Origin of the sequence: Pseudomonas sp. WOUb67 (genome assembly GCF_050058005.1) — a bacterium.
Lineage (GTDB): Bacteria > Pseudomonadota > Gammaproteobacteria > Pseudomonadales > Pseudomonadaceae > Aquipseudomonas > Aquipseudomonas putida_R.
Map to the genome: position 1 here is coordinate 2,260,124 of NZ_CP170112.1, position 22,237 is coordinate 2,282,360.

The 22,237-nt window shown below is 64.0% G+C and carries 22 protein-coding genes; 14 read left to right on the top strand and 8 right to left on the bottom strand.

All coding sequences use genetic code 11. From position 1 onward, the window contains the following. Window positions 1-101: 101 nt before the first annotated feature. Entirely contained in the window at window positions 102-2,144 is a 2,043-nt protein-coding gene (locus ABOC32_RS10270) for a S9 family peptidase (RefSeq protein WP_426810951.1), read from the bottom strand. Window positions 2,145-2,326: 182 nt separating this feature from the next. Between ABOC32_RS10270 and ABOC32_RS10275 the strand changes: the two genes are divergently transcribed. The 3 genes from ABOC32_RS10275 to ABOC32_RS10285 are packed head-to-tail and all read left to right on the top strand — an operon-like array spanning window position 2,327 to window position 4,146. Beyond that, window positions 2,327-2,824, top strand: a complete 498-nt coding sequence (locus ABOC32_RS10275) for an MFS transporter (protein WP_426810952.1) — start codon at window positions 2,327-2,329, stop codon at window positions 2,822-2,824. Window positions 2,825-2,841: 17 nt separating this feature from the next. Continuing rightward, window positions 2,842-3,615 (top strand): class II glutamine amidotransferase, encoded by a 774-nt coding sequence (locus ABOC32_RS10280; RefSeq protein WP_086974630.1) that lies wholly within the window; start codon window positions 2,842-2,844, stop codon window positions 3,613-3,615. 9 nt (window positions 3,616-3,624) lie between these two features. Continuing rightward, a complete protein-coding gene (locus ABOC32_RS10285; protein ID WP_110740198.1) occupies window positions 3,625-4,146 on the top strand; it encodes a DUF2937 family protein in 522 nt (173 codons plus the stop codon). 287 nt (window positions 4,147-4,433) lie between these two features. Here ABOC32_RS10285 and ABOC32_RS10290 read toward each other — a convergent pair whose 3' ends face one another. Continuing rightward, window positions 4,434-5,351 (bottom strand): LysR family transcriptional regulator, encoded by a 918-nt coding sequence (locus ABOC32_RS10290; RefSeq protein ID WP_426810953.1) that lies wholly within the window; start codon window positions 5,349-5,351, stop codon window positions 4,434-4,436. 130 nt (window positions 5,352-5,481) lie between these two features. Here ABOC32_RS10290 and ABOC32_RS10295 point away from each other — a divergent pair, with 130 nt between their 5' ends. The 4 genes from ABOC32_RS10295 to ABOC32_RS10310 are packed head-to-tail and all read left to right on the top strand — an operon-like array spanning window position 5,482 to window position 9,154. Continuing rightward, window positions 5,482-6,768: an MFS transporter gene (locus ABOC32_RS10295; RefSeq protein ID WP_241800503.1), complete on the top strand. Its 1,287-nt coding sequence runs from the start codon at window positions 5,482-5,484 to the stop codon at window positions 6,766-6,768. A 9-nt stretch (window positions 6,769-6,777) separates the two neighbouring features. Then, a complete protein-coding gene (locus ABOC32_RS10300) occupies window positions 6,778-7,557 on the top strand; it encodes a 5-oxoprolinase subunit PxpA (RefSeq protein WP_426810954.1) in 780 nt (259 codons plus the stop codon). Then, a complete protein-coding gene (pxpB, locus tag ABOC32_RS10305; protein WP_426810955.1) occupies window positions 7,554-8,240 on the top strand; it encodes a 5-oxoprolinase subunit PxpB in 687 nt (228 codons plus the stop codon). Before ABOC32_RS10300 ends, pxpB begins: the two co-directional genes overlap by 4 nt. Beyond that, window positions 8,237-9,154: a biotin-dependent carboxyltransferase family protein gene (locus tag ABOC32_RS10310; RefSeq protein WP_426810956.1), complete on the top strand. Its 918-nt coding sequence runs from the start codon at window positions 8,237-8,239 to the stop codon at window positions 9,152-9,154. Before pxpB ends, ABOC32_RS10310 begins: the two co-directional genes overlap by 4 nt. 114 nt (window positions 9,155-9,268) lie before the next feature. On the opposite strand, the gene ABOC32_RS10315 is transcribed toward ABOC32_RS10310, so the two are convergent. The 3 genes from ABOC32_RS10315 to ABOC32_RS10325 form a co-directional block, all read right to left on the bottom strand. Beyond that, a complete protein-coding gene (locus ABOC32_RS10315) occupies window positions 9,269-10,447 on the bottom strand; it encodes a vWA domain-containing protein (protein ID WP_426810957.1) in 1,179 nt (392 codons plus the stop codon). 13 nt (window positions 10,448-10,460) lie between these two features. Further along, window positions 10,461-11,306 carry an AAA family ATPase gene (locus tag ABOC32_RS10320; protein WP_086974638.1) on the bottom strand — a complete coding sequence of 282 codons (846 nt, stop codon included), beginning with the start codon at window positions 11,304-11,306 and terminating at the stop codon, window positions 10,461-10,463. Between the two features lie 276 nt (window positions 11,307-11,582). Then, window positions 11,583-12,656 carry a DUF748 domain-containing protein gene (locus ABOC32_RS10325; protein ID WP_426810958.1) on the bottom strand — a complete coding sequence of 358 codons (1,074 nt, stop codon included), beginning with the start codon at window positions 12,654-12,656 and terminating at the stop codon, window positions 11,583-11,585. Between the two features lie 134 nt (window positions 12,657-12,790). Between ABOC32_RS10325 and cysK the strand changes: the two genes are divergently transcribed. From cysK to ABOC32_RS10345, 4 genes are all read left to right on the top strand, one after another. Next, window positions 12,791-13,765: a cysteine synthase A gene (gene cysK / locus ABOC32_RS10330; RefSeq protein ID WP_012273665.1), complete on the top strand. Its 975-nt coding sequence runs from the start codon at window positions 12,791-12,793 to the stop codon at window positions 13,763-13,765. A gap of 171 nt (window positions 13,766-13,936) precedes the next feature. Then, a complete protein-coding gene (locus ABOC32_RS10335; protein ID WP_426810959.1) occupies window positions 13,937-14,872 on the top strand; it encodes an aspartyl/asparaginyl beta-hydroxylase domain-containing protein in 936 nt (311 codons plus the stop codon). 176 nt (window positions 14,873-15,048) lie between these two features. Continuing rightward, window positions 15,049-15,210 (top strand): hypothetical protein, encoded by a 162-nt coding sequence (locus ABOC32_RS10340; RefSeq protein ID WP_426810960.1) that lies wholly within the window; start codon window positions 15,049-15,051, stop codon window positions 15,208-15,210. 114 nt (window positions 15,211-15,324) lie between these two features. Continuing rightward, window positions 15,325-16,206 carry a DMT family transporter gene (locus ABOC32_RS10345; protein WP_426810961.1) on the top strand — a complete coding sequence of 294 codons (882 nt, stop codon included), beginning with the start codon at window positions 15,325-15,327 and terminating at the stop codon, window positions 16,204-16,206. A gap of 3 nt (window positions 16,207-16,209) precedes the next feature. Here the strand turns inward: ABOC32_RS10345 and ABOC32_RS10350 are convergent, their stop codons facing one another. Both ABOC32_RS10350 and ABOC32_RS10355 read right to left on the bottom strand, forming a co-directional pair. After that, a complete protein-coding gene (locus ABOC32_RS10350) occupies window positions 16,210-16,668 on the bottom strand; it encodes a DUF4265 domain-containing protein (protein WP_426810962.1) in 459 nt (152 codons plus the stop codon). Window positions 16,669-16,681: 13 nt separating this feature from the next. Continuing rightward, window positions 16,682-17,557, bottom strand: coding sequence for a DMT family transporter (locus ABOC32_RS10355; RefSeq protein ID WP_426810963.1), 876 nt, complete (start codon window positions 17,555-17,557; stop codon window positions 16,682-16,684). A gap of 284 nt (window positions 17,558-17,841) precedes the next feature. On the opposite strand from ABOC32_RS10355, the gene aceK reads away from it, so the two are divergent. Continuing rightward, entirely contained in the window at window positions 17,842-19,551 is a 1,710-nt protein-coding gene (gene aceK, locus ABOC32_RS10360; protein WP_426810964.1) for a bifunctional isocitrate dehydrogenase kinase/phosphatase, read from the top strand. Between the two features lie 129 nt (window positions 19,552-19,680). Here aceK and ABOC32_RS10365 read toward each other — a convergent pair whose 3' ends face one another. After that, the gene (locus tag ABOC32_RS10365) at window positions 19,681-20,541 is read right to left on the bottom strand and encodes a DUF6279 family lipoprotein (protein WP_426810965.1); all 861 of its coding nucleotides are present in this window, start codon (window positions 20,539-20,541) and stop codon (window positions 19,681-19,683) included. 147 nt (window positions 20,542-20,688) lie between these two features. On the opposite strand from ABOC32_RS10365, the gene ABOC32_RS10370 reads away from it, so the two are divergent. Together ABOC32_RS10370 and ABOC32_RS10375 are read left to right on the top strand one after the other, a co-directional pair. Continuing rightward, entirely contained in the window at window positions 20,689-21,207 is a 519-nt protein-coding gene (locus ABOC32_RS10370) for a sigma-70 family RNA polymerase sigma factor (protein WP_270094680.1), read from the top strand. Beyond that, a complete protein-coding gene (locus ABOC32_RS10375; RefSeq protein WP_426810966.1) occupies window positions 21,204-22,145 on the top strand; it encodes a FecR domain-containing protein in 942 nt (313 codons plus the stop codon). Before ABOC32_RS10370 ends, ABOC32_RS10375 begins: the two co-directional genes overlap by 4 nt. The last annotated feature ends 92 nt before the right edge of the window (window positions 22,146-22,237 follow it).

Below are 22,237 nucleotides of genomic sequence, written 5' to 3' on the forward strand. Positions count from 1 at the left end.
GCATGCCCGCGAACACCGGCGCAGCCGGTGCCAGGCACCGCGTTGAATTCTTCGCGGGCTTGCCCGCTCCCACAGGGATCGCGCGGGTGCTCAACCCGGATTCAGGCGATACCAAGCTCGCCAAACACGAACGCGTACTCCAGGGCCACATCCTTCAACCCCTGGTACCGCCCGCTCATCCCGCCATGGCCAGCCCCCATCTCGGTCTTGAGCAGCAGCAGGTTGTTGTCGGTCTTGCGCGTACGCAACCGCGCCACCCACTTGGCCGCCTCCCAGTACTGCACGCGGCTGTCGTTGTAGCCCGCCACCACCAGCATCGCCGGGTAGGCCTGCGCTTTTACATTCTCGTACGGCGCATACGCCTTGATCCGCTCATACACCTCCGGCTCCTGCGGGTTGCCCCATTCGTCGTACTCGGTCACGGTCAACGGCAGCTCGGGGTCGAGCATGGTGTTGAGCACGTCGACAAACGGCACTTCGGCAATCGCGCAGCGGAACAGCTCTGGGCGCAGGTTGAGCACCGCGCCCATCAGCAGGCCGCCGGCGCTACCACCGCTGATGGCCAGCCGCTCGGCAGTGGTCACGCCTTCGGCAATCAGGTGCTCGGCGCAGGCGATGAAGTCGCTGAAGGTGTTGGGCTTGTGCTCCTGCTTGCCGGCGCGGTACCAGGCTTCGCCCAGTTCGCCGCCGCCGCGCACATGGGCGATGGCAAAGGCCACGCCGCGTTCCAGCAGGCTCAGGCGGGCATGGGAGAACCACGGGTCGAGGCTTTCGCCATAAGCGCCGTAACCGTACAGGTACAGCGGCACGGCCTTGCCCAAGTCCTGGCGGCGACGCACCAGGCTGATGGGCACCTGAGTGCCGTCCGCTGCGGTTGCCCACAGGCGCTCGCTGACATAGTCATCGGCATCGAACGCACCCAGCACCGGGGTTTGCTTGAGCACGGCCTGGGCGCCCATGGCGAGCTCCAGCTGGCGCACCTGGGCGGGGCGGTTGAGCGCTTCGTAGCGCAGGCGTACGCGCGTGCTGGCGAACTCCAGACTGTCCTGCACGTACAGGCTGTAAGCGGCGTCGGGCAGCTCCACGCGGTAGGCTGGCAGGCCTTGCGGGCGTACTTCGATGATCGGCAGGCCGCCTTCGCGCAGGCTCAGGGTCAGGGCGCCGGCATTCAGGCTGAGGCCTTCGAGCATGATCGCATCGCGGTGCGCCACCAGCACCTGCCATTGATCACGGCTGGGCACCGGTGCGACCGGGGCGTGGTACAGGGCGAAGTTGATACCGTCCTGGTTGGTGCGGATGAACCAGCGCCACTCGCCGTCGAGTTGGCCATGGTCGGGGAAGTACTCATGGCCTTCGACACGCGGCGCCAGGCAGGTGAACGGCGCCTGCGGGGTTTCGGCGTCCAGTACCCAGGCCTCGCTGGTGGTCTTGCTGTTCAGCAGCAGCACCAGCTGGCGCTCGGAACTGGTGCGGTAGCAGTGCAGGAAGAAGCGCCCGTCGGGTTCTTCGAACACCGTCTGCGCAGCGTCGCTGCCCAGGGTGTGGCGGCGCAGGCGCCAAGGCCGGTGGGTGTCGTCCAGTTCAGCGAAGAACAGCGTCTGGCTGTCGTTGGCCCAGGTCAGGCTGCCGTCGCAGTCGTCGAAGGGCAGGGTGGTGATGCTGCCGGTGGCCAGGTCCTTGACGTACAGGGTGTAGATTTCATCGCCGCTGGTATCGAGGCTGTAGGCCAGCAGGCGGTGGTCGGGGCTGACGTTGAACGCCCCCAGCGACAGGAAGCCGCCATTGGCCAGGGCGTTGGGGTCGAGCAGCAGCTGCTCCTGGCTTTCATCGACGGTGTTGGCGTCGTCGGCCGGGCGCGGGCAGCGGTAGTGGCGTGGGTATTCGTCGCCTGCGGTGGTACGGGTGTAGTACAGGTAGGGGCCCCAGGGTGACGGCAGCGAGAGGTCGGTTTCCTGGATGCGGCCCTTGATCTCTTCGAACAATTGCTCGCGCAACGCTGCCTGGTCGGCCAGGCAGGCTTCCTGGTAGGCGTTTTCGGCTTGCAGGTAGGCGAGTACCTCGGGGGTGTCGCGCTGTTGCAGCCAGGCGTACGGGTCGGCGGCGTTGTCGGCGTGAGCGATAGGCGGTTGGGGCTTGGTTTGCATTGAGGGTCTCTTGGTTGGGGTCGCCTGTGCGGGCCTCTTCGCGGGCAAACCCGCTCCCACAGGGATAGCGCAGTACTTGTGGGAGCGGGCGAGCCCGCGAAGAGGCCCGCACAGGCAAACACTGTCTGCGCCCGGAAAAGTGTTTATCATAGGCATCTCTTTGCCTGGCTTGCACGAACACCATGACCGAGAACGACTACACCTTCGCCTGGGGCCTGTACGCCGTGGCCGCCCTGGGCTGCCTGCTGGTGGCCTTCAAGCTGACCGGCTGGATGTGGCGCTGGCTGCGCGAACCGCTGCGGGTGGTGCTGGCCGTGCTGCTGCTGACCCCGACCGTCGTCGACCCGGTCAAGGACAACTTCGCCCCGGCCATCGCCATCACCGCCCTGGATGTCGCCTTCAAGGTCGGCAACAACGCCTGGCGTGCGGTGTCCGACTTCGCCATGTACGGCATGATTGCCTTCGGCCTGTATTTCCTCTTCGTGCTGCTGCGCTGGCCGCTGGAAAAGCGCGCCCGCGAGCGCCGTGCGCAAGCCGAGGCCGCCGCCAAACGCCAGGCGGACGAAGATGACCAAGTCGGCGGGCAAGCCCCCTTGGCCGCCGAACGCGGCGACCGTTACCGCGACGACCTTCGCCCTGCCGCACCCCGCGGCACTGGCCGGGTCGAGCCCCGTCTGTAAGCGGAGGAGACACGCCTGTGTGCGAACTGCTGGGCATGAGTGCCAACGTCCCCACCGACATCGTTTTCAGCTTCACCGGCCTGATGCAGCGCGGTGGCCGTACCGGCCCGCACCGTGACGGCTGGGGCATCGGCTTCTACGAAGGCCGTGGCCTGCGCCTGTTCCAGGACCCGGCCGCGAGCAGCGAGTCGGAAGTGGCCAACCTGGTGCAGCGCTACCCGATCAAGAGCGAAGTGGTGATCGGCCATATCCGCCAGGCCAACGTCGGCAAGGTCTGCCTGTCCAACACCCACCCGTTCGTGCGGGAAATGTGGGGCCGCAACTGGTGCTTCGCGCACAACGGGCAACTGGGCGATTTCAAGGGCCTGGCCAGTTTCTATCGGCCGGTGGGCGACACCGACAGCGAAGCGGCTTTCTGCGACCTGCTCAACCGCATCCGCAGTGCCTTCCCCGAGCCGGTGCCGGTGGAACAGCTGCTGCCGGTGCTGGTCGAAGCCTGTGCCGGCTACCGTGGCCTGGGCGTGTTCAACTGCATGCTCAGCGACGGCGACTGGCTGTTCTGCTTCTGCTCGACCAAGCTGGTGCACATTACCCGCCGTGCGCCGTTCGGTGCCGCGCGGTTGAAGGATGTCGACCTGATCGTCGATTTTCATACCGAAACCACCCCCAACGACGTGGTCACGGTGATTGCCACCGAGGCCCTGACCGAGAACGAGACCTGGCACCGCTACGAGCCGGGTCAATGGGCCCTGTGGCGGCACGGCGAGTGCGTGGCGCACGGCCAGAGCTAAGGACGCTGCATGTTCAGAAGTTACCTGCGGTTGCTGCTGTTCACCTTCGGCCTGCTGGCCGGTATCCAGGTTCCGGGGCTGGTCAAGGACTATAGCCAGCGGGTCGAGGCGCACCTGTTCGAATCCCGCGAGGCGCTTGATGGGTTCCGGCAAACGGCTGAGCGCTTTTTCAAGGGCGACCTGCAGGCGTTGCTGCAGCACTACCGCAGCAGTGACGACCCGGTGTTCAACAGTGATGCCAACAGCATCGAAAGCCTGATGATCCGCAACGAACTGCTGGAAAACGAATGGCAGGCACTGCAAGGGCCCTGGGCCCAACGTACCTGGCATGTGCTGGTGCAGGCCGACCCGCAGCTGCGCGAAGAAACCCTCAATGGTTACAGCTACCAGATTCTGCTGGTGCCCGAGGCGGTTGGCTGGGGTGTAGGTGCAGGGTTTGTGCTGGCGTTTGTGGTTGAAAGCCTGTTGCTTGGGATTGGCTGGGTGATCCTGGGTGGGCGGCGCAGGGCTGTGAAAGAGAGCTGGCGCTGAGAGTGCTCAGCACACAATTTGTGGCGCCTGTGAGATCGAGCGCCGCCCGCGCGGCGCATCGCGAGCTGCGCTCGCTCCTACTTTTGTTTCGGGCCAATAATTCCTGTGCCATTTGCGCGCGAACGCCTTGGCGCATGGCGCTATATCGCGTGGTACAAACAAGACGGTCGCGCGCCCCTGTCATAGGCGTTACTGGCCCGAAACAAACGTAGGAGCGAGCGCAGCTCGCGATGCGCCGCGCGGGCGGCGCTCGATCTCACAGGCGCTGCAAATTTAACGGCAAGCACCTATGTGCAAACCAACACAATCCGCTGCCCCCCCACATCCCGCGCATACCGCTCCAGCACCTGCCGGCACACTCCAACCACCTCATCCACCAACGCCACCCCGGTCTGCCAGGCCACCACCAACTCCAGGCTCGGCGGCGGTTGCAGCCCCTCCAGCAACACCAGTTCGCCCCGGCCCAGCTCGGCATCCACCAGCGCCGGCGGCAGCGCGCCAATGCCAAAGCCGTCGCGCAACAGCCGGGTAATTGCCGCCACCGAGTTCACGCAGTTCAACCGCGGCGCCTCTGCCCCCGCCGCTTGCAGCAGGCTCAGCACCTCCTGGTGCGGCCGTGAATTTTTCGAGAAGGTGATGATGCGCTCGCGCCCCAGCTCGGCCAGCGACGCATAGTCCCGGTGCTGGTGCGAGCCGGCAGCCACTACCCAGCCCATCGGGTAGCGCGCCAGGTCCAGGCTGCGGATCGACTGCTCGCGCAGCAGGTCGGTCTGCAGAATCACGTCGAGAAAGCCCTTCTGCAACTGCTCGCGCAGGTTCAGCGCGGTGTCGGCCACCAGTTCGATTTCCACCTGCGGGTAGCGCTCGGTCAGCTCCGCCACCAGTGCGCTCATCCAGGTGTGGATTACCGTGTCCATCACCCCGATGCGAATGCGCCCGACCTTGGCCCGGTCGCTGTCCAGCGACTGCTTCATGGCCTTGGCAGTTTCCAGCATGCGTTCGGCATACTCCAGTACCTTGCCGCCTTCCGGGGTCAGGCTCACCCCGCGTGAGTCGCGCAGCAACAGCTTCACGCCAAGGTCTGCCTCCAGCGCGGCAATGCGGCTGGACACAGAAGCTTGGGTAGTGAACAGCTTTTCTGCCGTCAGGCGGAAGCTTTTCAGCCGGGCGACCCAGACGAAGGTTTCGAGGAAGCGAAGGTTCATGATCAGTTTTTCTTGTTCCAGACCGGCGGTTTTTATCGTTGGACTCAATTGTCGCGGCCTCTGAACAATGGCACCCAGGCCGCGACGCTTTATGTCGCCCATAAAACAATACCAACAAGCCGAGGCATCCATGAACCCCACCGGCGTGCAGCAGCAGGTCAGTTCCCCACCTTCGTCCGGGCCTTTCGCCTGGTACCGCGACATCGACAAACAGCAACGGCGCACCTTCTGGAGCTGCAAGATCGGCTATGGCCTGGACGGCATGGACACGCAGATGCTCAGTTTTGTCATCCCCACGCTGATCATGCTGTGGGGCATCACCACCACCGAAGCCGGGTTGATCCATACCAGCACGCTGATCGCCTCGGCCGTGGGCGGCTGGATCGCCGGTATCCTTTCCGACCGCATCGGCCGGGTGCGCACCCTGCAACTGACGGTGCTGTGGTTCGCCTTTTTCACCTTCCTGTGCGGCTTTGCCCAGAACTACGAGCAGCTGCTGATCGCCCGGACCCTGATGGGCTTTGGCTTTGGCGGTGAATGGACCGCTGGCGCGGTGCTGATCGGCGAGGTGATCCGCGCCCAGGACCGCGGCAAGGCGGTGGGCATGGTGCAGTCCGGCTGGGCCATCGGCTGGGGCCTCACGGCGATTCTCTACGCGCTGCTGTTCTCCTGGCTGCCGCCAGAACAGGCCTGGCGCGCGCTGTTCCTGCTGGGGCTGGTACCGGCGGTGTTCGTGATCTTCGTGCGCCGCCTGGTCAAAGACCCCGAGGTGTACCGCGAGGCCAAGGCGGTGGAAAGCGCCGAGGCACCGTCGCACTTCTACGAAATCTTCGCCCCGGGCATGCTCTGGACCACTGTACGTGCGTCGCTGCTGACCACTGGCGCACTGGGCGGCTACTACGCCATCACCTCGTGGCTGCCAACCTTCCTCAAGAACGAGCGCGGCCTGAGCGTGCTGGGCACCGGTGGCTACCTGGCCATGGTGATCGTCGGCTCCTACGTGGGCTATGTGGTCAGCGCGTACCTGTCCGACCTGCTGGGGCGCAAGAAGAACTTCATCCTGTTTGCCGTGGGCTCGTTCGTCATCGTGCTGCTGTACACGCAGATGCCGGTCAGCGATGGCGTGATGCTGTGGCTGGGCTTCCCGCTGGGCTTCTTCGCCTCGGGCATCTTCAGCGGCATGGGGGCGTTCTTGACCGAACTGTTCCCTACGCGCATTCGCGGTTCGGGGCAGGGCTTCTGCTACAACATCGGCAAGGTCATTGCGGCACTGTTCCCGTTGCTGATCGGCATGCTCGGCCAGAACGTGCCGCTGGGCGTGGGTATCGGGGTGTTTTCTGCGGTGTCCTACGGGATTGTGATCGTGGCGGCCCTGAGCCTGCCGGAAACCCGCGGCAAACAGCTGCAGGCGCGGTAAGGTAGGCCTATGAACAACAACAAGGGAGACCGCGTGGTGGAACGCCTGCTACTCAATTGCGACATGGGCGAGAGTTTCGGCAGCTGGCGCATGGGCCTGGACGCCGAGGTAATGCCCTACATCGATTGCGCCAACATCGCCTGTGGCTACCACGCCGGGGACCCCGGCATCATGCGCCGCACCGTGGCCCTGGCGCTGGAACATGGCGTGACGATCGGCGCGCACCCGGCCTACCCGGACCTGGTCGGCTTCGGCCGCCGCTCCATGGCCTGCAGCCCCGAGGAAATCCGCGACCTGCTGCACTACCAGATCGGTGCGCTGGACGGCATCTGCAAGGTGCTGGGTGGCCGCGTAGCTTATGTGAAGCCCCATGGCGCGCTGTACAACGACATGATGGCCGACCCGCTCAAGCTGCGTACCGTGCTGGAAGCCGTGGCGGCCTACGACAGCAACCTGCCGTTGATGCTGATGGCCACCGCCGACAACCGCGCCGCCCAGGCCCTGGGTGATGAAATCGGCGTACCGCTGTGGTTCGAGGCGTTCGCCGACCGCGCCTATACCGCCAGCGGCCACCTGGTGTCACGCCGTTTGCCTGGCGCGGTGCATCACGACCCGGCGCTGGTGGTGGAGCAGGCCGTGCGCCTGGCCCGTGGCGATACGTTGGTGGCGGCCGATGGCAGCGCCCTGCGCCTGCAGGCCAGCACCCTGTGCGTGCATGGCGACAACGACAGTTCGGTGGCGGCGGTGCGGCAGATACGCCAAGCCCTTGATGCCCTGGAGCCGCGATGAAAACGCGCATCGAAGTGGTGGCCATCGACAGCCTGATGGTGCGCCTGTTCGACCGTATCGACGAGGCCAACATGCCGTGGATGCTGGCCGCCAGCCAGCGCCTGAGCGCCGCATTCGGCAAGCACCTGCGGGACCTGGTGCCGTCCTACACCACGCTGATGGTGCATTTCGACCTACCGCCGGGCGAGGCGAGGGTGCTAATAGCCCAGGCGCTGGAGGGTTTGCAGCCAGACACCGGCAGCGGCGGCCGACGCCACGAGGTCCCGGTGTGGTACGACGGCAGCGTCGGCCCTGAACTGCCTGTGCTGGCGGCCCGCAGCGGCTTGAGTGAGGCCGAGGTTGTGCGCTTGCACAGCGAACGTGATTACCCCGTGTTCGCCCTCGGCTTCGCCCCCGGTTTCGGCTTCATGGGCCTGGTCGACGAACGCCTCGCCAGCCCCCGCCTGAGCACTCCGCGCAAACGGGTGGCGGCGGGTAGTGTGGGCATTGCCGAGCGCCAGACGGCGGCGTATCCGGCGGTATCGCCAGGTGGCTGGAACCTGATCGGGCGCACCCCGGTGCGCCTGTTCGACCGCGAGCGTGAGGGCTACAGCCTGTTGCAACCCGGCGACCGGGTGCGTTTCGTGCCGGTTTCGCGCAGCGAGTTCCTGGCGTTGGGCGGCGATGTGGAGGCGCAAGAATGAAGCAATTGAAGATCGAGGCCAGCACGCCGCTGTGCCAGTTGCAGGACGCCGGCCGCTTTGGCGTGCGTCACCTGGGCGTGACCCAGGGCGGCGCGCTGGACTGGGTGGCCATGTACTGGGCCAACTGGCTGCTGGGCAACCCTTTGGGGGCACCGGTGGTCGAGGTGGCGCTGGGTGGCTTTTGCATCGTGGCCGAACAGGATTGCGTGCTGGCCCTGGCCGGTGCCGACCTGGATGCCCGAGTCGATGACCAGCCTGTCGCGCCCTGGCGCAGCTTTGCCCTGGGCAAGGGCCAGCGCTTGACCCTGAAGCAGCCGGAGCAGGGCGTGCGGGCTTACCTGGCGGCGCCCGGCGGGTTCCTGGGTGAGGATGTACTGGGCAGTTGTGCCACGGTGGTGCGTGAAGCACTGGGTGGCATCGATGGCCAGGGTGCTGCGCTGGCTACAGGCCACGCATTAGCGTTTACCGGCAGCGATGCAACCCTGCGCGAGGTGCCGCAAGCGTTGCGCCCGCAGTACGCAGACAAGCCTGTGCTCGACCTGGTGATGGGCGCACAGATCGGTGATTTCAGTGGTACCAGCCTGTTCGAGGCCTTCAACCGGGAGTGGACGCTGGACAGCCGGGCTGACCGCATGGGCATCCGCCTGCTGGGGCCGCAGCTGGTTTACCAGGGGGCGCCGATGATTTCTGAAGGGATACCGCTGGGGGCGGTGCAGGTGCCGCCGGATGGGCAGCCGATCGTGTTGCTCAATGACCGGCAGACCATTGGTGGCTATCCACGGCTGGGGGCGTTGACGCCGCTGGCGCTGGCGCAACTGGCGCAGTGCATGCCGGGGGCGGTGGTGCGGTTCAGGGCCGTGGTGCAGGACGAGGCCTGGCGGGAGCAGCAAGTTTACCTGGGCCGTTGGTTGTAAGGCCGCTGGCCCTTTCGCGGGCTTGCCCGCTCCCACAGGTATTCCACAAACCTCAGGATCTGTGGGGTACCTGTGGGAGCGGGCGAGCCCGCGAAGGGGCCGGTACAGGCCACATCACTTGGACAGGTAACGCATCCCTTCTTCCAGCCCCTGCAGGGTCAGCGGGTACATCTTGTCTTCGATCAGGTCCCGCACCAGGTGGGTTGATGCGGTGTAGTCCCAGGCCTGCTTGGGGTACGGGTTGATCCAGATGATCTTCTTGAATTTCTCCATGAAGCGCTGCAGCCACACATACCCGGCTTCTTCGTTCCAGTGCTCCACGCTGCCGCCCGGCTGGGTGATTTCGTAGGGCGCCATGGCCGCATCGCCGACGAACACCACTTTGTAGTCGTCGCCATACTTGTGCAGCAGGTCGAAGGTGGAATACCGCTCCGAGGTGCGGCGCAGGTTGTTCTTCCACACCGACTCGTACACGCAGTTGTGGAAGTAGTAGTACTCCAGGTGCTTGAACTCGGTCTTGCAGGCCGAGAACAGCTCTTCGCAAACCTTGATGTGGGCGTCCATCGAACCGCCGATGTCGAACAGCAACAGCAGCTTCACCGTATTGCGCCGCTCGGGGCGCATCTGGATGTTCAGCAAGCCGGCGTCCCGGGCGGTATGGTCGATGGTGCCGTTGATGTCCAGCTCTTCGGCGGCGCCTTCACGGGCGAACTTGCGCAGCCGGCGCAGGGCCAGCTTGATGTTGCGCGTACCCAGTTCCACCTGGTCGTCGAGGTTCTTGTACTCGCGCTGGTCCCACACCTTCACCGCTTTGCCCTGGCGCTTGCCGGCCTCGCCCACGCGGATGCCTTCGGGGTTGAAGCCGCCCGAGCCGAACGGGCTGGTACCGCCGGTACCGATCCACTTGTTGCCGCCGGCGTGGCGTTCCTTTTGCTCTTCCAGGCGTTTCTTGAACTCCTCGATCAGCTTGTCCAGGCCACCCAGGGACTGGATCTGCGCACGCTCTTCATCACTGAGCGAACGCTCGAACTCCTTGCGCAGCCAGTCTTCGGGGATCAGCGCCTCGATGTGCCGGTCGAGGTTATCCAGGCCCTTGAAGTAGGCAGCAAAGGCCCGGTCGAACTTGTCGAAATGGCGTTCGTCCTTCACCAGGATGGCGCGGGCGAGGTAGTAGAATTCGTCCATGTCGGCGAACACCACGTGCTTTTGCAGGGCCTGGTGCAGGTCCAGCAACTCGCGTACCGACACCGGCACCTTGGCCGCGCGCATTTCATTGAACAGGTTGAGCAGCATGGCCCGGCTCCTGTCAGCGGTTGCCGCGCCGGCTCATGAAGGCCAGGCGCTCCAGCAGCTGCACGTCTTGCTCGTTTTTTACCAGCGCGCCGGCCAGCGGCGGGATGGCCTTGGTCGGGTCGCGTTCGCGCAGTACGGCTTCACCGATGTTGTCGGCCATCAGCAGCTTGAGCCAGTCGACCAGCTCGGAGGTGGACGGCTTTTTCTTCAGGCCCGGCACCTTGCGCACGTCGAAGAACACATCCAGCGCCTCGCTGACCAGCGACTGGCTGATGTTCGGGTAGTGCACGTCGACAATCTGCTGCAGCGTGGTACGGTCTGGGAAGGCGATGTAGTGGAAGAAGCAGCGGCGCAGGAAGGCGTCCGGCAGCTCTTTTTCGTTGTTCGAGGTAATGATGATGATCGGGCGTTGCTTGGCCTTGATGGTCTCGTCGATTTCGTAGACGTAGAACTCCATCTTGTCCAACTCTTGCAGCAGGTCGTTGGGGAACTCGATGTCGGCCTTGTCGATTTCGTCGATCAGCAGGATGACCCGATCCTCGGCCTCGAACGCCTCCCACAGCTTGCCCTTCTTCAGGTAGTTGCGCACATCGTGCACCTTGTCCACGCCCAGCTGCGAGTCACGCAGGCGGCTGACCGCGTCGTACTCGTAGAGGCCCTGGTGGGCCTTGGTGGTGGACTTGATGTGCCAGGTGATCAGCCGCGCGCCGAACGAGGCCGCCAGCTGCTCGGCCAGCATGGTCTTGCCGGTGCCGGGCTCACCCTTGACCAGCAGCGGGCGTTCGAGGGTGATGGCCGCGTTTACCGCCAGTTTCAGGTCGTCTGTGGCGACGTAGTCGCGGGTGCCTTCGAACTTCATGGGGTCTGTCCTCTGCTGTAAGCCTGTACCGGCCCTTTCGCGGGTGAACCCGCTCCCACAAGAACCCCACATGGCCAGAGCTTTGTGGAATTCCTGTGGCTCCCATAAGAAACCCACATAGCCAGAAGTTTGTGGAATCCCTGTGGGAGCGGGTTCACCCGCGAAGAGGCCGGCACAGGCAACACATGATTTGATTTGTCACCGACTATAACGCGGGGTTAGGCGGCTGGAAACGCAGACCGGGTATTCAGTCCCTGAATGCCCCGTCACGCCCACTCAGTCGGCATCCGGCGCCCCTCGCTCGTAGCGGGCATTGAACGCCTGGATAAACCCGTTGCGCAGGATCTGCAAGAACGCTTCGAAGGCGCTGATATCCTGTTTGCGCACGCTGCCACTAAGCTCCACCCGGGTGGCAAACTGGTTTTTCGGCTGGTTCTTCAGCACCGTCTCGGTCGCCCCCACCACAGCCTCCCACACCGAGCGGAAGAAGCCCTTGTCCTTTTCCTGCACATCCTGCTGCCAGTCGAATACATCCACATCCCGCAGCAGCGGCTTTATGTAGCCATTCAACCGGCCGTTTTCCGCCTGGGCCTCGATGACCACGTCGCCGTGCCCGGCATTGAAGTCGAACTTGCCATAGGCGCTGGCGAAGTCGTTCAGTTTGCGCAGTTCGATGCCGGTGGCGCGCAGCCTGAATTCGAAGTCATCGAAATCACTGAACGGGTCGAACGTGGCACGGCTTTCAACCTTCGCATCGCCTGCGATGAGTGCAGTACCTTCGAAACTCGCATCGCGACGGCCTTTCTTGTCGCGAACATTGGTCAGGTTGCGGATGCTGGCTTCCAGCCGGGTCGCCTTGAGGTCGACCGGGGGCTTGGAGTTGAAATTGCGGAAGGTCAGCACGCCGTTTTCGATGCGCACTTCGTTGAGGGTGATGGGCAGCAGTTTTTCCAGTTGCTGGCGCCAGTCGGTACCCCGGCCGGTCTGCGATGCCTGCTTGCTGCCGCCGTCGACGAAGTTCAGTTCCGGGCGCACGAAGGTGACTTCGGCCACCACGGCCTTGTCGGACCACAGCGAATGCCAACTCACCGAAAGGTCGATCAGCGGCGCGTCGAGAAACGGTACCGGCACCTTGCCGCTGGTCTTGACGATTTTCAGCCCGTTGATCTGGTACGCGCCACGCCACCAGGCCAGGTCCACGTCGGCGACCTGGCCACGGTAATCGCCCATGTCGGCCAGTTTGTCGTTCAGGTAGTCGCGTACCAGGTAGGGCAGGGCGAGGTGCAGGGCCACCAGCAGCACGATCAGGCTGCCCAGGCCGATCAGCGGCCAGCGGTAACGGGCTCTCATCGGGGCGTCTCCAAGGCGGGATGTGCGGTTGACCGCAACGCGCCCGGTCGAGTTCGAACAGGCTTTACGGGCCAACGGCCGGGGCTTACCCTTTAGGTCTTTCCCTGCTGCTTTTCATGCCAAGGACCCCTGCCATGAGCCGTATCTTTGCAGACAACGCCCACTCCATCGGTAACACGCCGCTGGTGCAGATCAACCGCATCGCCCCGCGTGGCGTGACCATCCTGGCCAAGATCGAAGGGCGCAACCCGGGCTACTCGGTCAAGTGCCGCATCGGCGCGAACATGGTCTGGGACGCAGAGAGCAGCGGCAAGCTCAAGCCGGGCATGACCATCGTCGAGCCCACCTCGGGCAACACCGGTATCGGCCTGGCCTTTGTCGCCGCCGCCCGTGGCTACAAGCTGATGCTGACCATGCCGGCCTCCATGAGCCTGGAGCGGCGCAAGGTGTTGAAGGCACTGGGCGCCGAATTGGTGCTGACCGACCCGGCCAAGGGCATGAAGGGCGCCATCGAGAAGGCCAACGAAATCGTCGCCTCCGACCCGGCCCAGTACTTCCTGCCGGGCCAGTTCGAGAACCCGGCCAACCCGGCCATCCACGAAAAAACCACCGGCCCGGAAATCTGGAACGACACTGACGGTGCAGTCGACGTGCTGGTGGCGGGCGTGGGCACGGGCGGCACCATCACCGGTGTGTCGCGCTACATCAAGCACACCCAGGGCAAGGCCATCCTGTCGGTGGCTGTCGAGCCCGTGTCATCGCCGCTCATCACCCAGACCCTGGCGGGCGAAGAACTCAAGCCCAGCCCGCACAAGATCCAGGGTATTGGCGCCGGTTTCGTGCCGAAAAACCTCGACCTGTCGATTGTCGACCAAGTGGCGACGGTGACCGACGAAGAGTCCAAGGCCATGGCCATTCGCCTGATGCAGGAAGAGGGCATCCTTTGTGGTATTTCGTGTGGTGCGGCAATGGCCGCCGCCGTACGTCTGGCCGAAAAACCCGAAATGCAGGGTAAGACCATCGTCGTAATCCTGCCCGATTCGGGCGAGCGCTATCTGTCGAGCATGCTGTTCAGCGACCTGTTCAGCGAGCAGGAAAACCAGCAGTAATCGGCCCTGCCGCTGATCCGGCGCAACATCAGGCGGCCTGGTTTATTGCAAAATCTTCATGAATGCGATCCCGCCCGGGTTGTTTTTACTGCGGCGGGATCGGTTTATGATGGCCGGATGATTTTCAGGAGCCAGGCTGCGCAGCCCTGTCTCCTTTCCAAGGAGTGAAGCATGACCTTTTCCTTTGCAGCCAAGGCGGGTGTCCTGCTGGTGTTTTTCGGCAGTGTGCTGTTCGTGCACCTGCGCGGCAAGGCTCGCCTGCCGGTGTTGCGCCAGTTCGTCAACCATTCGGCGCTGTTCGCCCCCTACAACGCCCTGATGTACCTGTTTTCCGGCGTGCCGTCCAAGCCCTACCTGGACCGCCAGCGCTTCCCTGAGCTGGACGTGCTGAAAGACAACTGGCAGGACATCCGCGAAGAGGCCATGCGCCTGTTCGACGAGGGCTACATCCGCGCCGCCGAAAAGGACAACGACGCCGGCTTCGGTTCGTTCTTCAAGAAGGGCTGGAAGCGTTTTTACCTGAAGTGGTACGACAAACCGTTGCCTTCAGCCGAAGCCCTGTGCCCGCGCACCGTCGAGCTGGTCAGCAGCATCCCCAACGTCAAGGGCGCGATGTTCGCCCTGTTGCCCGGCGGCAGCCACCTGAACCCGCACCGCGACCCGTTTGCAGGCTCGCTGCGCTACCACCTGGGCTTGTCCACGCCGAACTCCGACGCTTGCCGCATCTACGTCGATGGCGAGGAATACGCCTGGCGTGATGGCGAAGACGTGATGTTCGACGAAACCTACGTGCACTGGGTCAAGAACGAGACCGACGTTACCCGCGTTATCCTGTTCTGCGACATCGAGCGCCCGCTGAGCAGCCCGCTGATGACCCGCATCAACCGCCAGGTCAGCGCCTTCCTTGGTCGCGCCACTGCGCCGCAGAACACCGACGACGAGCGTGTGGGCGGGATCAACCAGGCGTATGCCTGGAGCAAGCGTTTCAGCAACAAGATCAGCGGCCATGTGAAGAAGTTCAAGCGCGCCAATCCCAAGGCCTACCGCGTGCTGCGGCCGGTGCTGGCGGTAGTGGTGGCTTATTTGCTGTACCGCTGGTTGTTCTGATTGCAGGCCCGGCCTCTTCGCGGGTGAACCCGCTCCCACAGGTACGGCGCTGGCTTCAGGCCCATGCTGTACCTGTGGGAGCGGGTTTACCCGCGAAGAGGCCGGTTCAGCTTGTTGCCCAATCCAGAATTCACCGCTATATTCCGAAGCATCTATCTTCCCTAGAAGACCTGTTCATGCCCGCCATCCCTCCCACCACAAGCTTTGCCCTCGCGCCAGTCGCGGGCATGGCCGTGCGTGGCAGCCAGCAGCCGGTCATGATCAGTCACTACCCACCACCTGTCAGTGGCGTTGTAGGCGGCGTAGCTCCGCCTCCTTGCGTGGTCGTGCTGGGCTGAGCGGCTTTCTGCCGAACCCCTTCGCACACGCAACCTACTGAACACGGTCGGCTACTTCTCCCGCTGAAGTTTACGCCCACCGTTCGGCTTTTTTGCCCGAATACAGGTGCATACATGTCTGTCTTTTCCAAAACTTCCGTGGCCTCGGCGGCCACTACCAGCCTGTTCGTCCTGCTGTGGAGCAGCGGGGCAATCGTCTCCAAGCTGGGCCTGGCGCATGCCAGCCCGTTCGCCTTCCTGCTGCTGCGCTCGGCGCTGGCGCTGGCCGGCCTGCTGTTGATCGGCCCGTTGCTGGGGCTGCGCTGGCCGCGCAGCCGTGGGGCGATTCTGCGTGCGCTGGGTACCGGGTGTGTGCTGCTCGGTGCCTATCAGATCTTCTACTTGCTGGCGCTCAATACCCATGTAACGCCTGGCGTCATGGCCACGGTGATGGGGGTACAACCGATCCTCACCGTGGTGCTGATGGAGCGTCAGCGCTCGTGGAGCCGCCTGTTCGGCCTGGGGCTGGGATTGGGCGGCTTGATCATGGTGGTCTATCAAGGCATCAACCTGGGTGGGGTGTCACTGGCGGGGATGCTGTTTGCCTTGCTGGCGCTGGCCAGCATGACCGTGGGCTCGATCCTGCAGAAACGCATCACCGATAACCCCATGGGCACGCTGCCGTTGCAGTACCTGGCCGGCTTTGCCATGTGCGCGCTGTTCGCACCGTTGCAACCGCTGCATGTCGAATGGACCGGTGGCTTTGTCGGCGCGCTGCTGTGGATGGGCCTGGTGGTCTCGTTGCTGGCGACTTTGCTGCTGTATCGGCTGATCGCCAAGGGCAACCTGGTCAATGTCACCAGCCTGTTCTACCTGGTGCCGGCAGTCACTGCGGTGATGGACTTCCTGATCTTCGGCAATCGCCTGGCACCGCTCAGCCTGCTGGGCATGGGGTTGATCGTGGTGGGCCTGCTGTTCGTGTTCCGCAAGCCCGCCACGCGCCTGGCAGAGGCGTAGGCGCTAGCGGAATTCTTCGGGGATGGCGTGGCGTAATACGCCTTCCTCGAAGTCCAGCAGGCCGGCTTCGCGCTGGGTGAGCAGGTAATAGAGCAGGGTGTCGAGCGAACGTTGCGGCGGGACCTCGACAGCCAGCATCTTCACGGCCTGCTCGGTTTCGCAGTTGCAGCCGAAGTCCTGCAAGGCCGCGCGTACCTGGTCCAGGGTTTCCGGGGGCTTTACCAGCACCCGGAACACCGAGCTGCCGCTGCTGCTGCGCAGTGCATCGAACCAGGTTTCGCCGTTTTCTTCACGGGTGACAATCACATCACCCGGGGCGATGCCGTAGACATGGAAGGGGATGTTGTCGACCGCATAGCCGCCTTCCACGACCTTGGCCCACAGGCCCTCGACCGAGGCCGGTGGGTAGCCGTTTTCGTCCTGTTCCAGGCGGAACAACACCTTCTTGTACACGCTGTTCATCGTGAGCCCCGCTTCAGCTGCGCGCCGGGCGCAGCACCAGCCACAGTGCCGCGGCAATCAGCAACCCGCCGTACAGGTGCCCCATGGACAGCGACTCGTCCAGCAGCCACGCCCCCCACAATACACCGAACACCGGAATGAGGAAGGTCACGGTACTGGCCTTGACCGGGCCGATTTCTTCCAACAGGCGGAAGTACAGGATGTAGGCGAACGCCGTGCACAACAGGCCCAGGCCGAGCAGCGACAGCCACACCTGCCAGCCGCCCCAGCTGGCAGGCGGTTGGGTCAGCGCGCTCCAGGCGAACAGCGGGCTGAGCAGCAAGGTGGCGCCGAGCATGCTGCCCAGCGCTGACAGGCGGCTGTCCAGGCCGCTGATCCAGCGGCGCGCAAGGAAGCCGGCAAAGCCGTAGCAGGTGGTGGCCGCCAGGCAGGCGAGGGCGCCCTGTACCAGGGCCATGTCCAGCGCTACCGGGCCGGCGCCGCTGAGGATGCCGACACCAAACAGGCCCAGGAAGATGCCGCACAACTTGGGCAGGGTCATGGGCTCACGGAAGAACAGCATGCCGATCAGCACGCCCATCAGTGGCGTGGTGGCGTTGAAGATTGCCGAGTAGCCAGCCGGCAATACCTGAGCGGCGACGGAATAGAAGGTGGCGGGGATACCGGAGTTGATCATGCCCAGCACCAGGCAGGCGCCAAGCTTGCCCTGGAAGTCCCAACGCACGCGGGCGACGGCGACGATGCCAATCAGGCCCAGGCAGGCAATGGACACGCGGAAGAACGCGGTCGGCACTGTGCCCAGTTCGGGGGCGATGATGCGCATGAACAGGAAGCTCGCCCCCCAGACGGCAGCAAGGGTCAGCAGGCGGGCTAGGGCGATGGGGCTCACGGCGGTCTCCGGGTACAGGGCAGGGCGCGAGTGTACGCCAGGGGGCGGGGGGATTCTTGTGCTTTCTTGCGGTGCAATCCATTGCGGTCTGCATGGCCCTTGTAGGAGCAGCCTTGTGCTGCGAAGAGGCCGGTGCAAGCACAGGTATTTTTTGCCTGTACCGGCCTCTTCGCAGCACAAGGCTGCTCCTACAAGGGCCATGCAGGCCTTCGAGGTGTGGCATTAACCCATGACCACAAGGGCGGCTAAGCTCAGTACTCAATCTTTGCACCGAGGCTCACCGCATGACCCAGCACTGGCCTGCCGGCGAGATCGCCCGGATGATCCTCGATGGCTTTGACGACTACCGCGAGCATTTCCGCCGCATCACCCTGGGTGCCCGCGAGCGCTTCGAACAGGCGCGCTGGCAAGACAGCCAGCGGGCAGCCGCCGCACGCATCAACCTGTACGAACAGAAAGTCGGCGAGGTCAACGGCTGGCTGCGTGATGCGTTCGATGACGAGGTGCTGCTGGCGGTCGAGCAGTGGCCTTTGGTGAAAAGTGCCTACATACGGCTGATCGACCCGCGCCTGGACGATGAACTGTCGGAGACCTGGTACAACTCGTTGTTCTGCAGCCTGTTCAGCCATGACCAGATCAGTGACGGCTGCATGTTCATCCACACCACCCGGCCGTCGATCCGCAGCCACCAGCGCGCCGCACAAACCTGTACCTATCGCCCCGATGGCAACCTCAAGGGCCTGCTGCGGGCGATCCTTGGCAACTACGCATTCGCCTATGGCGACCTTGAAAGCGACGTGTCACGCCTTGAAGAACAACTGCGCGAATGCCTGCCGGACTGGGTGTGCAAAGACCCGACGCTGGCCGTGGAGCTGTTTTCGCCGGTGCTGTACCGCAACAAGGGGGCCTACCTGGTCGGCCGGCTGTACAACAGCGATGAGCAGTGGCCGCTGGTGATCCCGCTGCTGCACCGCGAAGGGCATGGTATCGAGGCCGACGCGCTGATTACCGACGAAGCCGAGGTGTCGATCATCTTTTCCTTCACCCGCTCCTATTTCATGGTCGATGTGCCGGTGCCGGCAGAGTTCGTCAACTTCCTCAAGCGCATCCTGCCGGGCAAGCACATTGCCGAGCTGTACACCTCCATCGGTTTCTACAAGCACGGCAAGTCGGAATTCTACCGGGCGCTGATCAACCACCTGGCCGGCAGCGACGACCGCTTCGTCATGGCGCCCGGCGTGCGCGGCATGGTCATGAGCGTGTTCACCCTGCCGGGCTTCAACACCGTGTTCAAGATCATCAAGGACCGTTTTTCGCCGTCAAAGACCGTCGACCGCGCCACGGTGATCGACAAGTACCGGCTGGTGAAAAGCGTCGACCGCGTCGGGCGCCTGGCCGATACCCAGGAATTTGCCGATTTTCGCTTCCCGCGGGGCAAGTTCGAGCCGGAGTGCCTGGCCGAACTGCTGGAGGTGGCGCCGTCGACGGTGGCGCTGGAGGGTGACACGGTACTGATCCGCCATTGCTGGACCGAGCGGCGCATGACGCCGTTGAACCTGTACCTGGAGCATGCCAGCGAAGGCCAGGTGCTGGAGGCGCTGGAGGATTACGGCCTGGCCATCAAGCAGCTGGCGGCGGCGAACATTTTTCCCGGCGACATGTTGCTGAAGAACTTTGGCGTTACCCGCCATGGCCGGGTGGTGTTCTACGACTATGACGAGATCAGCTTCCTGACCGAGGTGAACTTCCGCCATATCCCGCCACCGCGTTACCCCGAAGACGAGATGTCGGGCGAACCGTGGTACTCGATCGGGCCCCATGACGTGTTCCCCGAAGAGTTTCCGCCGTTCCTGTTTGCCGATATGGGCCAGAGGCGGTTGTTCAGCCGCTTGCATGGGGAGTTGTATGACGCGGATTACTGGAAGGGGCTGCAAGCGGCGATTCGCGAGGGGAAGGTGATTGATGTGTTTCCGTACCGGCGCAAGGCTCGGTAATCGTGCTTTACCAGGCCCGGCCTCTTCGCGGGTGAACCCGCTCCCACAGGAACAGCACAGGATTCGAAACCAGTGGGGTCATTGTGGGAGCGGGTTTACCCGCGAAGAGGCCAATCCTGCTGTGCACAACTACCCCTTCAAACACTTCAACTCACTGAAGTCGGTGCGCACCTTGCCCAGCTTTTCTTGCAAGAACCGCCGCTGCTGCGGGGTACTCTGCTGCACCAGGTCCACCAGCAAACTACGCGCCTGTTGTTCGGTATTTTGAAACGCTGAGCGGTATTCAGGCGTCCACAAGCTTTCCTTGCGCTGCAACAGTGTCGCCAGGCGCGGTCCGAAGCTGGCGTCGTTGCGCTGGTTCATCGCCAGCAACAATTGCTGCTGCCAGTGGGCACGGTTGTTGATCCATTCGCGGTTCTGGTCACCCAGCGCCTGTGACCACGCCTGCACCCGCTGCTTCTGCTCCGCTGTCAGCTCGCCCAGCCAGGGCGTCAGGCGCTTTTCCATGCGTTCGGTACGGCGGGTGATCTGTTTGGGCAGCGGCGTATCCACATACTGCTTTTGCCGTTCGCTGATGTCCTCGCGGAAGGCATCGCGCATTTCCGCCACCTGGCTGTCGCTCATGCCGCGCAGCAGTTCGGTGGCCGACGGGGTGATTTCCTCCGCCACCCGGCCAATCGCCTCACGGGCCTCGCGGGTACGTTGCTGCAGGGCCTGGTCGGTCACCTGCCCATCGGCGACCATGCCGCGTACCCGGTCCAGCCAGTCGAGGTAGCCGGGCAGTTGGGTCTTGCAATGCCAGGCCAGGTGCTCGCGCAAGCGGTCGTCGAGCAAGGCCTTTTGCTCGCGGTTCATGTCCAGGTAATCACCCAGCGACCACGGCACCAGCCGGTCAAGGTTGCGGTAGGCCAGGTCGATACGGCTGCAAGCGGTCAGTGCCGCAGCGAAGCCGATGGCGATGAGCAGGGCTTTGGACAGGCGTACAAGCATGTGCTGTTCCTTGCAATGGCGGCCAATCGGTAGAGGTAAGGGTAGCCGCAGGGTTCCATTGCATCGCGGCAATGGCAGTTTCCTTCCATCGGCAATCTCACTATTATTGCGACTAATTCTTATCCGCATCGTTACAAGGATGATTGCGTGTACAAGGTCCCGCCTGCCCCGCACGATGACATGCACTGCCTGTACCGCGACCACAGCGGCTGGCTGCAAGGCTGGCTGCGCCGGCGCCTGGGCGACCGGGAGCGGGCGGCAGACCTGGCCCAGGACACCTTCGTACGCCTGATCGCCAGCACGGTGGCCCACCCGTTGCGCGAGCCGCGCAATTTTCTGGCGACGGTGGCCAAGCGGGTGATGGTTGATCACCTGCGCAGGCGGTCATTGGAGCAGGCCTATCTGGAAGCCATGGCATTGGAGCCGGAGCTGGTGGAAGCGTCACCGGAACATCGGGTAGTTCTGCTGGAAACCTTGCTGCAACTCGATGCCATGCTGGACGGCCTGAACCACAAGGTGCGTCAGGCGCTGTTTCTGTCGCACCTCGAAGGCTTGAGCTATGCCGAAATCGCCGAGCGCCTGGGTGTGTCTGTGAGTTCGGTAACCAAATACATTGCCAAGGCCACCGAGCAGTGCCTGCTGTTCGCGCTGGATGCCGAACTGTGAGTCCGGCGCAGCAACGCCAGGCGCTGCGTGATGCGGCGCAGTGGCATGCCCGCTTGAGTGCCGGGGCGGACTACCAGGCCCTGTACCTGCGTTGGCAGGCGTGGCACCAGGGCGACCCTGTTCATCAGTGGGCCTGGCAGCGGCTGGAGGCATTCCACGCCGAGCTGGGCAGCCTGCCGGCGACCGTGGCGCAGCGCACATTGGCGATGGAACAACCACTGGCAGGCAGGCGTACAGTGCTCAAGGGCATGGTGCTGGGCCTTGGCGTGTCGGGCCTGGCTTGGACCGGCTACCGGCAGACGCCGCTGTGGCTGGCCGATGTGCGCACTGTCACGGGTGAGCGGCGTCAGCTGCGCCTGGAAGATGGCACCCAGCTCACGCTGAACACGGCCAGTGCCGTGGACATCCGCTACGACCACCAGCAGCGCCTGATCATCCTGCGCGCCGGGGAAATCATGGTGACCACAGCCAAGGATGCACGGCCACTCAGCGTGCGCAGCCAGCAGGGCGAGATGCGTGCGTTGGGTACGCGTTTTGTCGTGCGTCAACTGGACGGGCAGACCGAACTGGATGTGCTGGAACACGCCGTTGCCGTGCGCAACCGGGCAGACGCCGAGCCGTTGCGGGTGGAGGCGGGCATGAGCCTGCGCTTCGGGGCCGGGCCATTGCCCGCGCCACAGGCGCTCGACCCCAATCGGGACGAATGGGTGAATGGCCGGCTGGTGATCGACAACTGGCCGCTGAGCCGGGTGCTGGATGAATTGCAGCGCTATCGCCCGGGCTATATCGAGTGTTCGAAGGAGGTTGCGCACCTGCGCCTTTCCGGCGCCTTCCCGCTGGATGATACGGCGCGGGCGCTGGATGCGATTGCCCAGGCGCTGCCGGTGCGCATCGAGACCCGTACGCGGTTCTGGGTAAGGGTGAGGCCTCTGACCTGAAATTGGGGCTGCTGCGCAGCCCTTCGCGGGCTTGCCCGCTCCCACAGGTCTTGCGCCAGCCTCGTGACAAGCATAATCCCTGTGGGAGCGGG

Bases quoted from the DNA above. Each gene is read 5' to 3' on its own strand.
- ABOC32_RS10345 (WP_426810961.1), top strand. From the start codon at position 15,325: ATGTCTGTCTTTTCCAAAACTTCCGTGGCCTCGGCGGCCACTACCAGC.
- ABOC32_RS10365 (WP_426810965.1), bottom strand. From the start codon at position 20,541: ATGCTTGTACGCCTGTCCAAAGCCCTGCTCATCGCCATCGGCTTCGCT.
- ABOC32_RS10270 (WP_426810951.1), bottom strand. From the start codon at position 2,144: ATGCAAACCAAGCCCCAACCGCCTATCGCTCACGCCGACAACGCCGCC.
- cysK (WP_012273665.1), top strand. From the start codon at position 12,791: ATGAGCCGTATCTTTGCAGACAACGCCCACTCCATCGGTAACACGCCG.
- ABOC32_RS10290 (WP_426810953.1), bottom strand. From the start codon at position 5,351: ATGAACCTTCGCTTCCTCGAAACCTTCGTCTGGGTCGCCCGGCTGAAA.
- ABOC32_RS10335 (WP_426810959.1), top strand. From the start codon at position 13,937: ATGACCTTTTCCTTTGCAGCCAAGGCGGGTGTCCTGCTGGTGTTTTTC.
- ABOC32_RS10315 (WP_426810957.1), bottom strand. From the start codon at position 10,447: ATGCTGCTCAACCTGTTCAATGAAATGCGCGCGGCCAAGGTGCCGGTG.
- aceK (WP_426810964.1), top strand. From the start codon at position 17,842: ATGACCCAGCACTGGCCTGCCGGCGAGATCGCCCGGATGATCCTCGAT.
- ABOC32_RS10285 (WP_110740198.1), top strand. From the start codon at position 3,625: ATGTTCAGAAGTTACCTGCGGTTGCTGCTGTTCACCTTCGGCCTGCTG.
- ABOC32_RS10340 (WP_426810960.1), top strand. From the start codon at position 15,049: ATGCCCGCCATCCCTCCCACCACAAGCTTTGCCCTCGCGCCAGTCGCG.
- ABOC32_RS10300 (WP_426810954.1), top strand. From the start codon at position 6,778: ATGAACAACAACAAGGGAGACCGCGTGGTGGAACGCCTGCTACTCAAT.
- ABOC32_RS10325 (WP_426810958.1), bottom strand. From the start codon at position 12,656: ATGAGAGCCCGTTACCGCTGGCCGCTGATCGGCCTGGGCAGCCTGATC.
- ABOC32_RS10275 (WP_426810952.1), top strand. From the start codon at position 2,327: ATGACCGAGAACGACTACACCTTCGCCTGGGGCCTGTACGCCGTGGCC.
- ABOC32_RS10310 (WP_426810956.1), top strand. From the start codon at position 8,237: ATGAAGCAATTGAAGATCGAGGCCAGCACGCCGCTGTGCCAGTTGCAG.
- pxpB (WP_426810955.1), top strand. From the start codon at position 7,554: ATGAAAACGCGCATCGAAGTGGTGGCCATCGACAGCCTGATGGTGCGC.
- ABOC32_RS10295 (WP_241800503.1), top strand. From the start codon at position 5,482: ATGAACCCCACCGGCGTGCAGCAGCAGGTCAGTTCCCCACCTTCGTCC.
- ABOC32_RS10320 (WP_086974638.1), bottom strand. From the start codon at position 11,306: ATGAAGTTCGAAGGCACCCGCGACTACGTCGCCACAGACGACCTGAAA.
- ABOC32_RS10350 (WP_426810962.1), bottom strand. From the start codon at position 16,668: ATGAACAGCGTGTACAAGAAGGTGTTGTTCCGCCTGGAACAGGACGAA.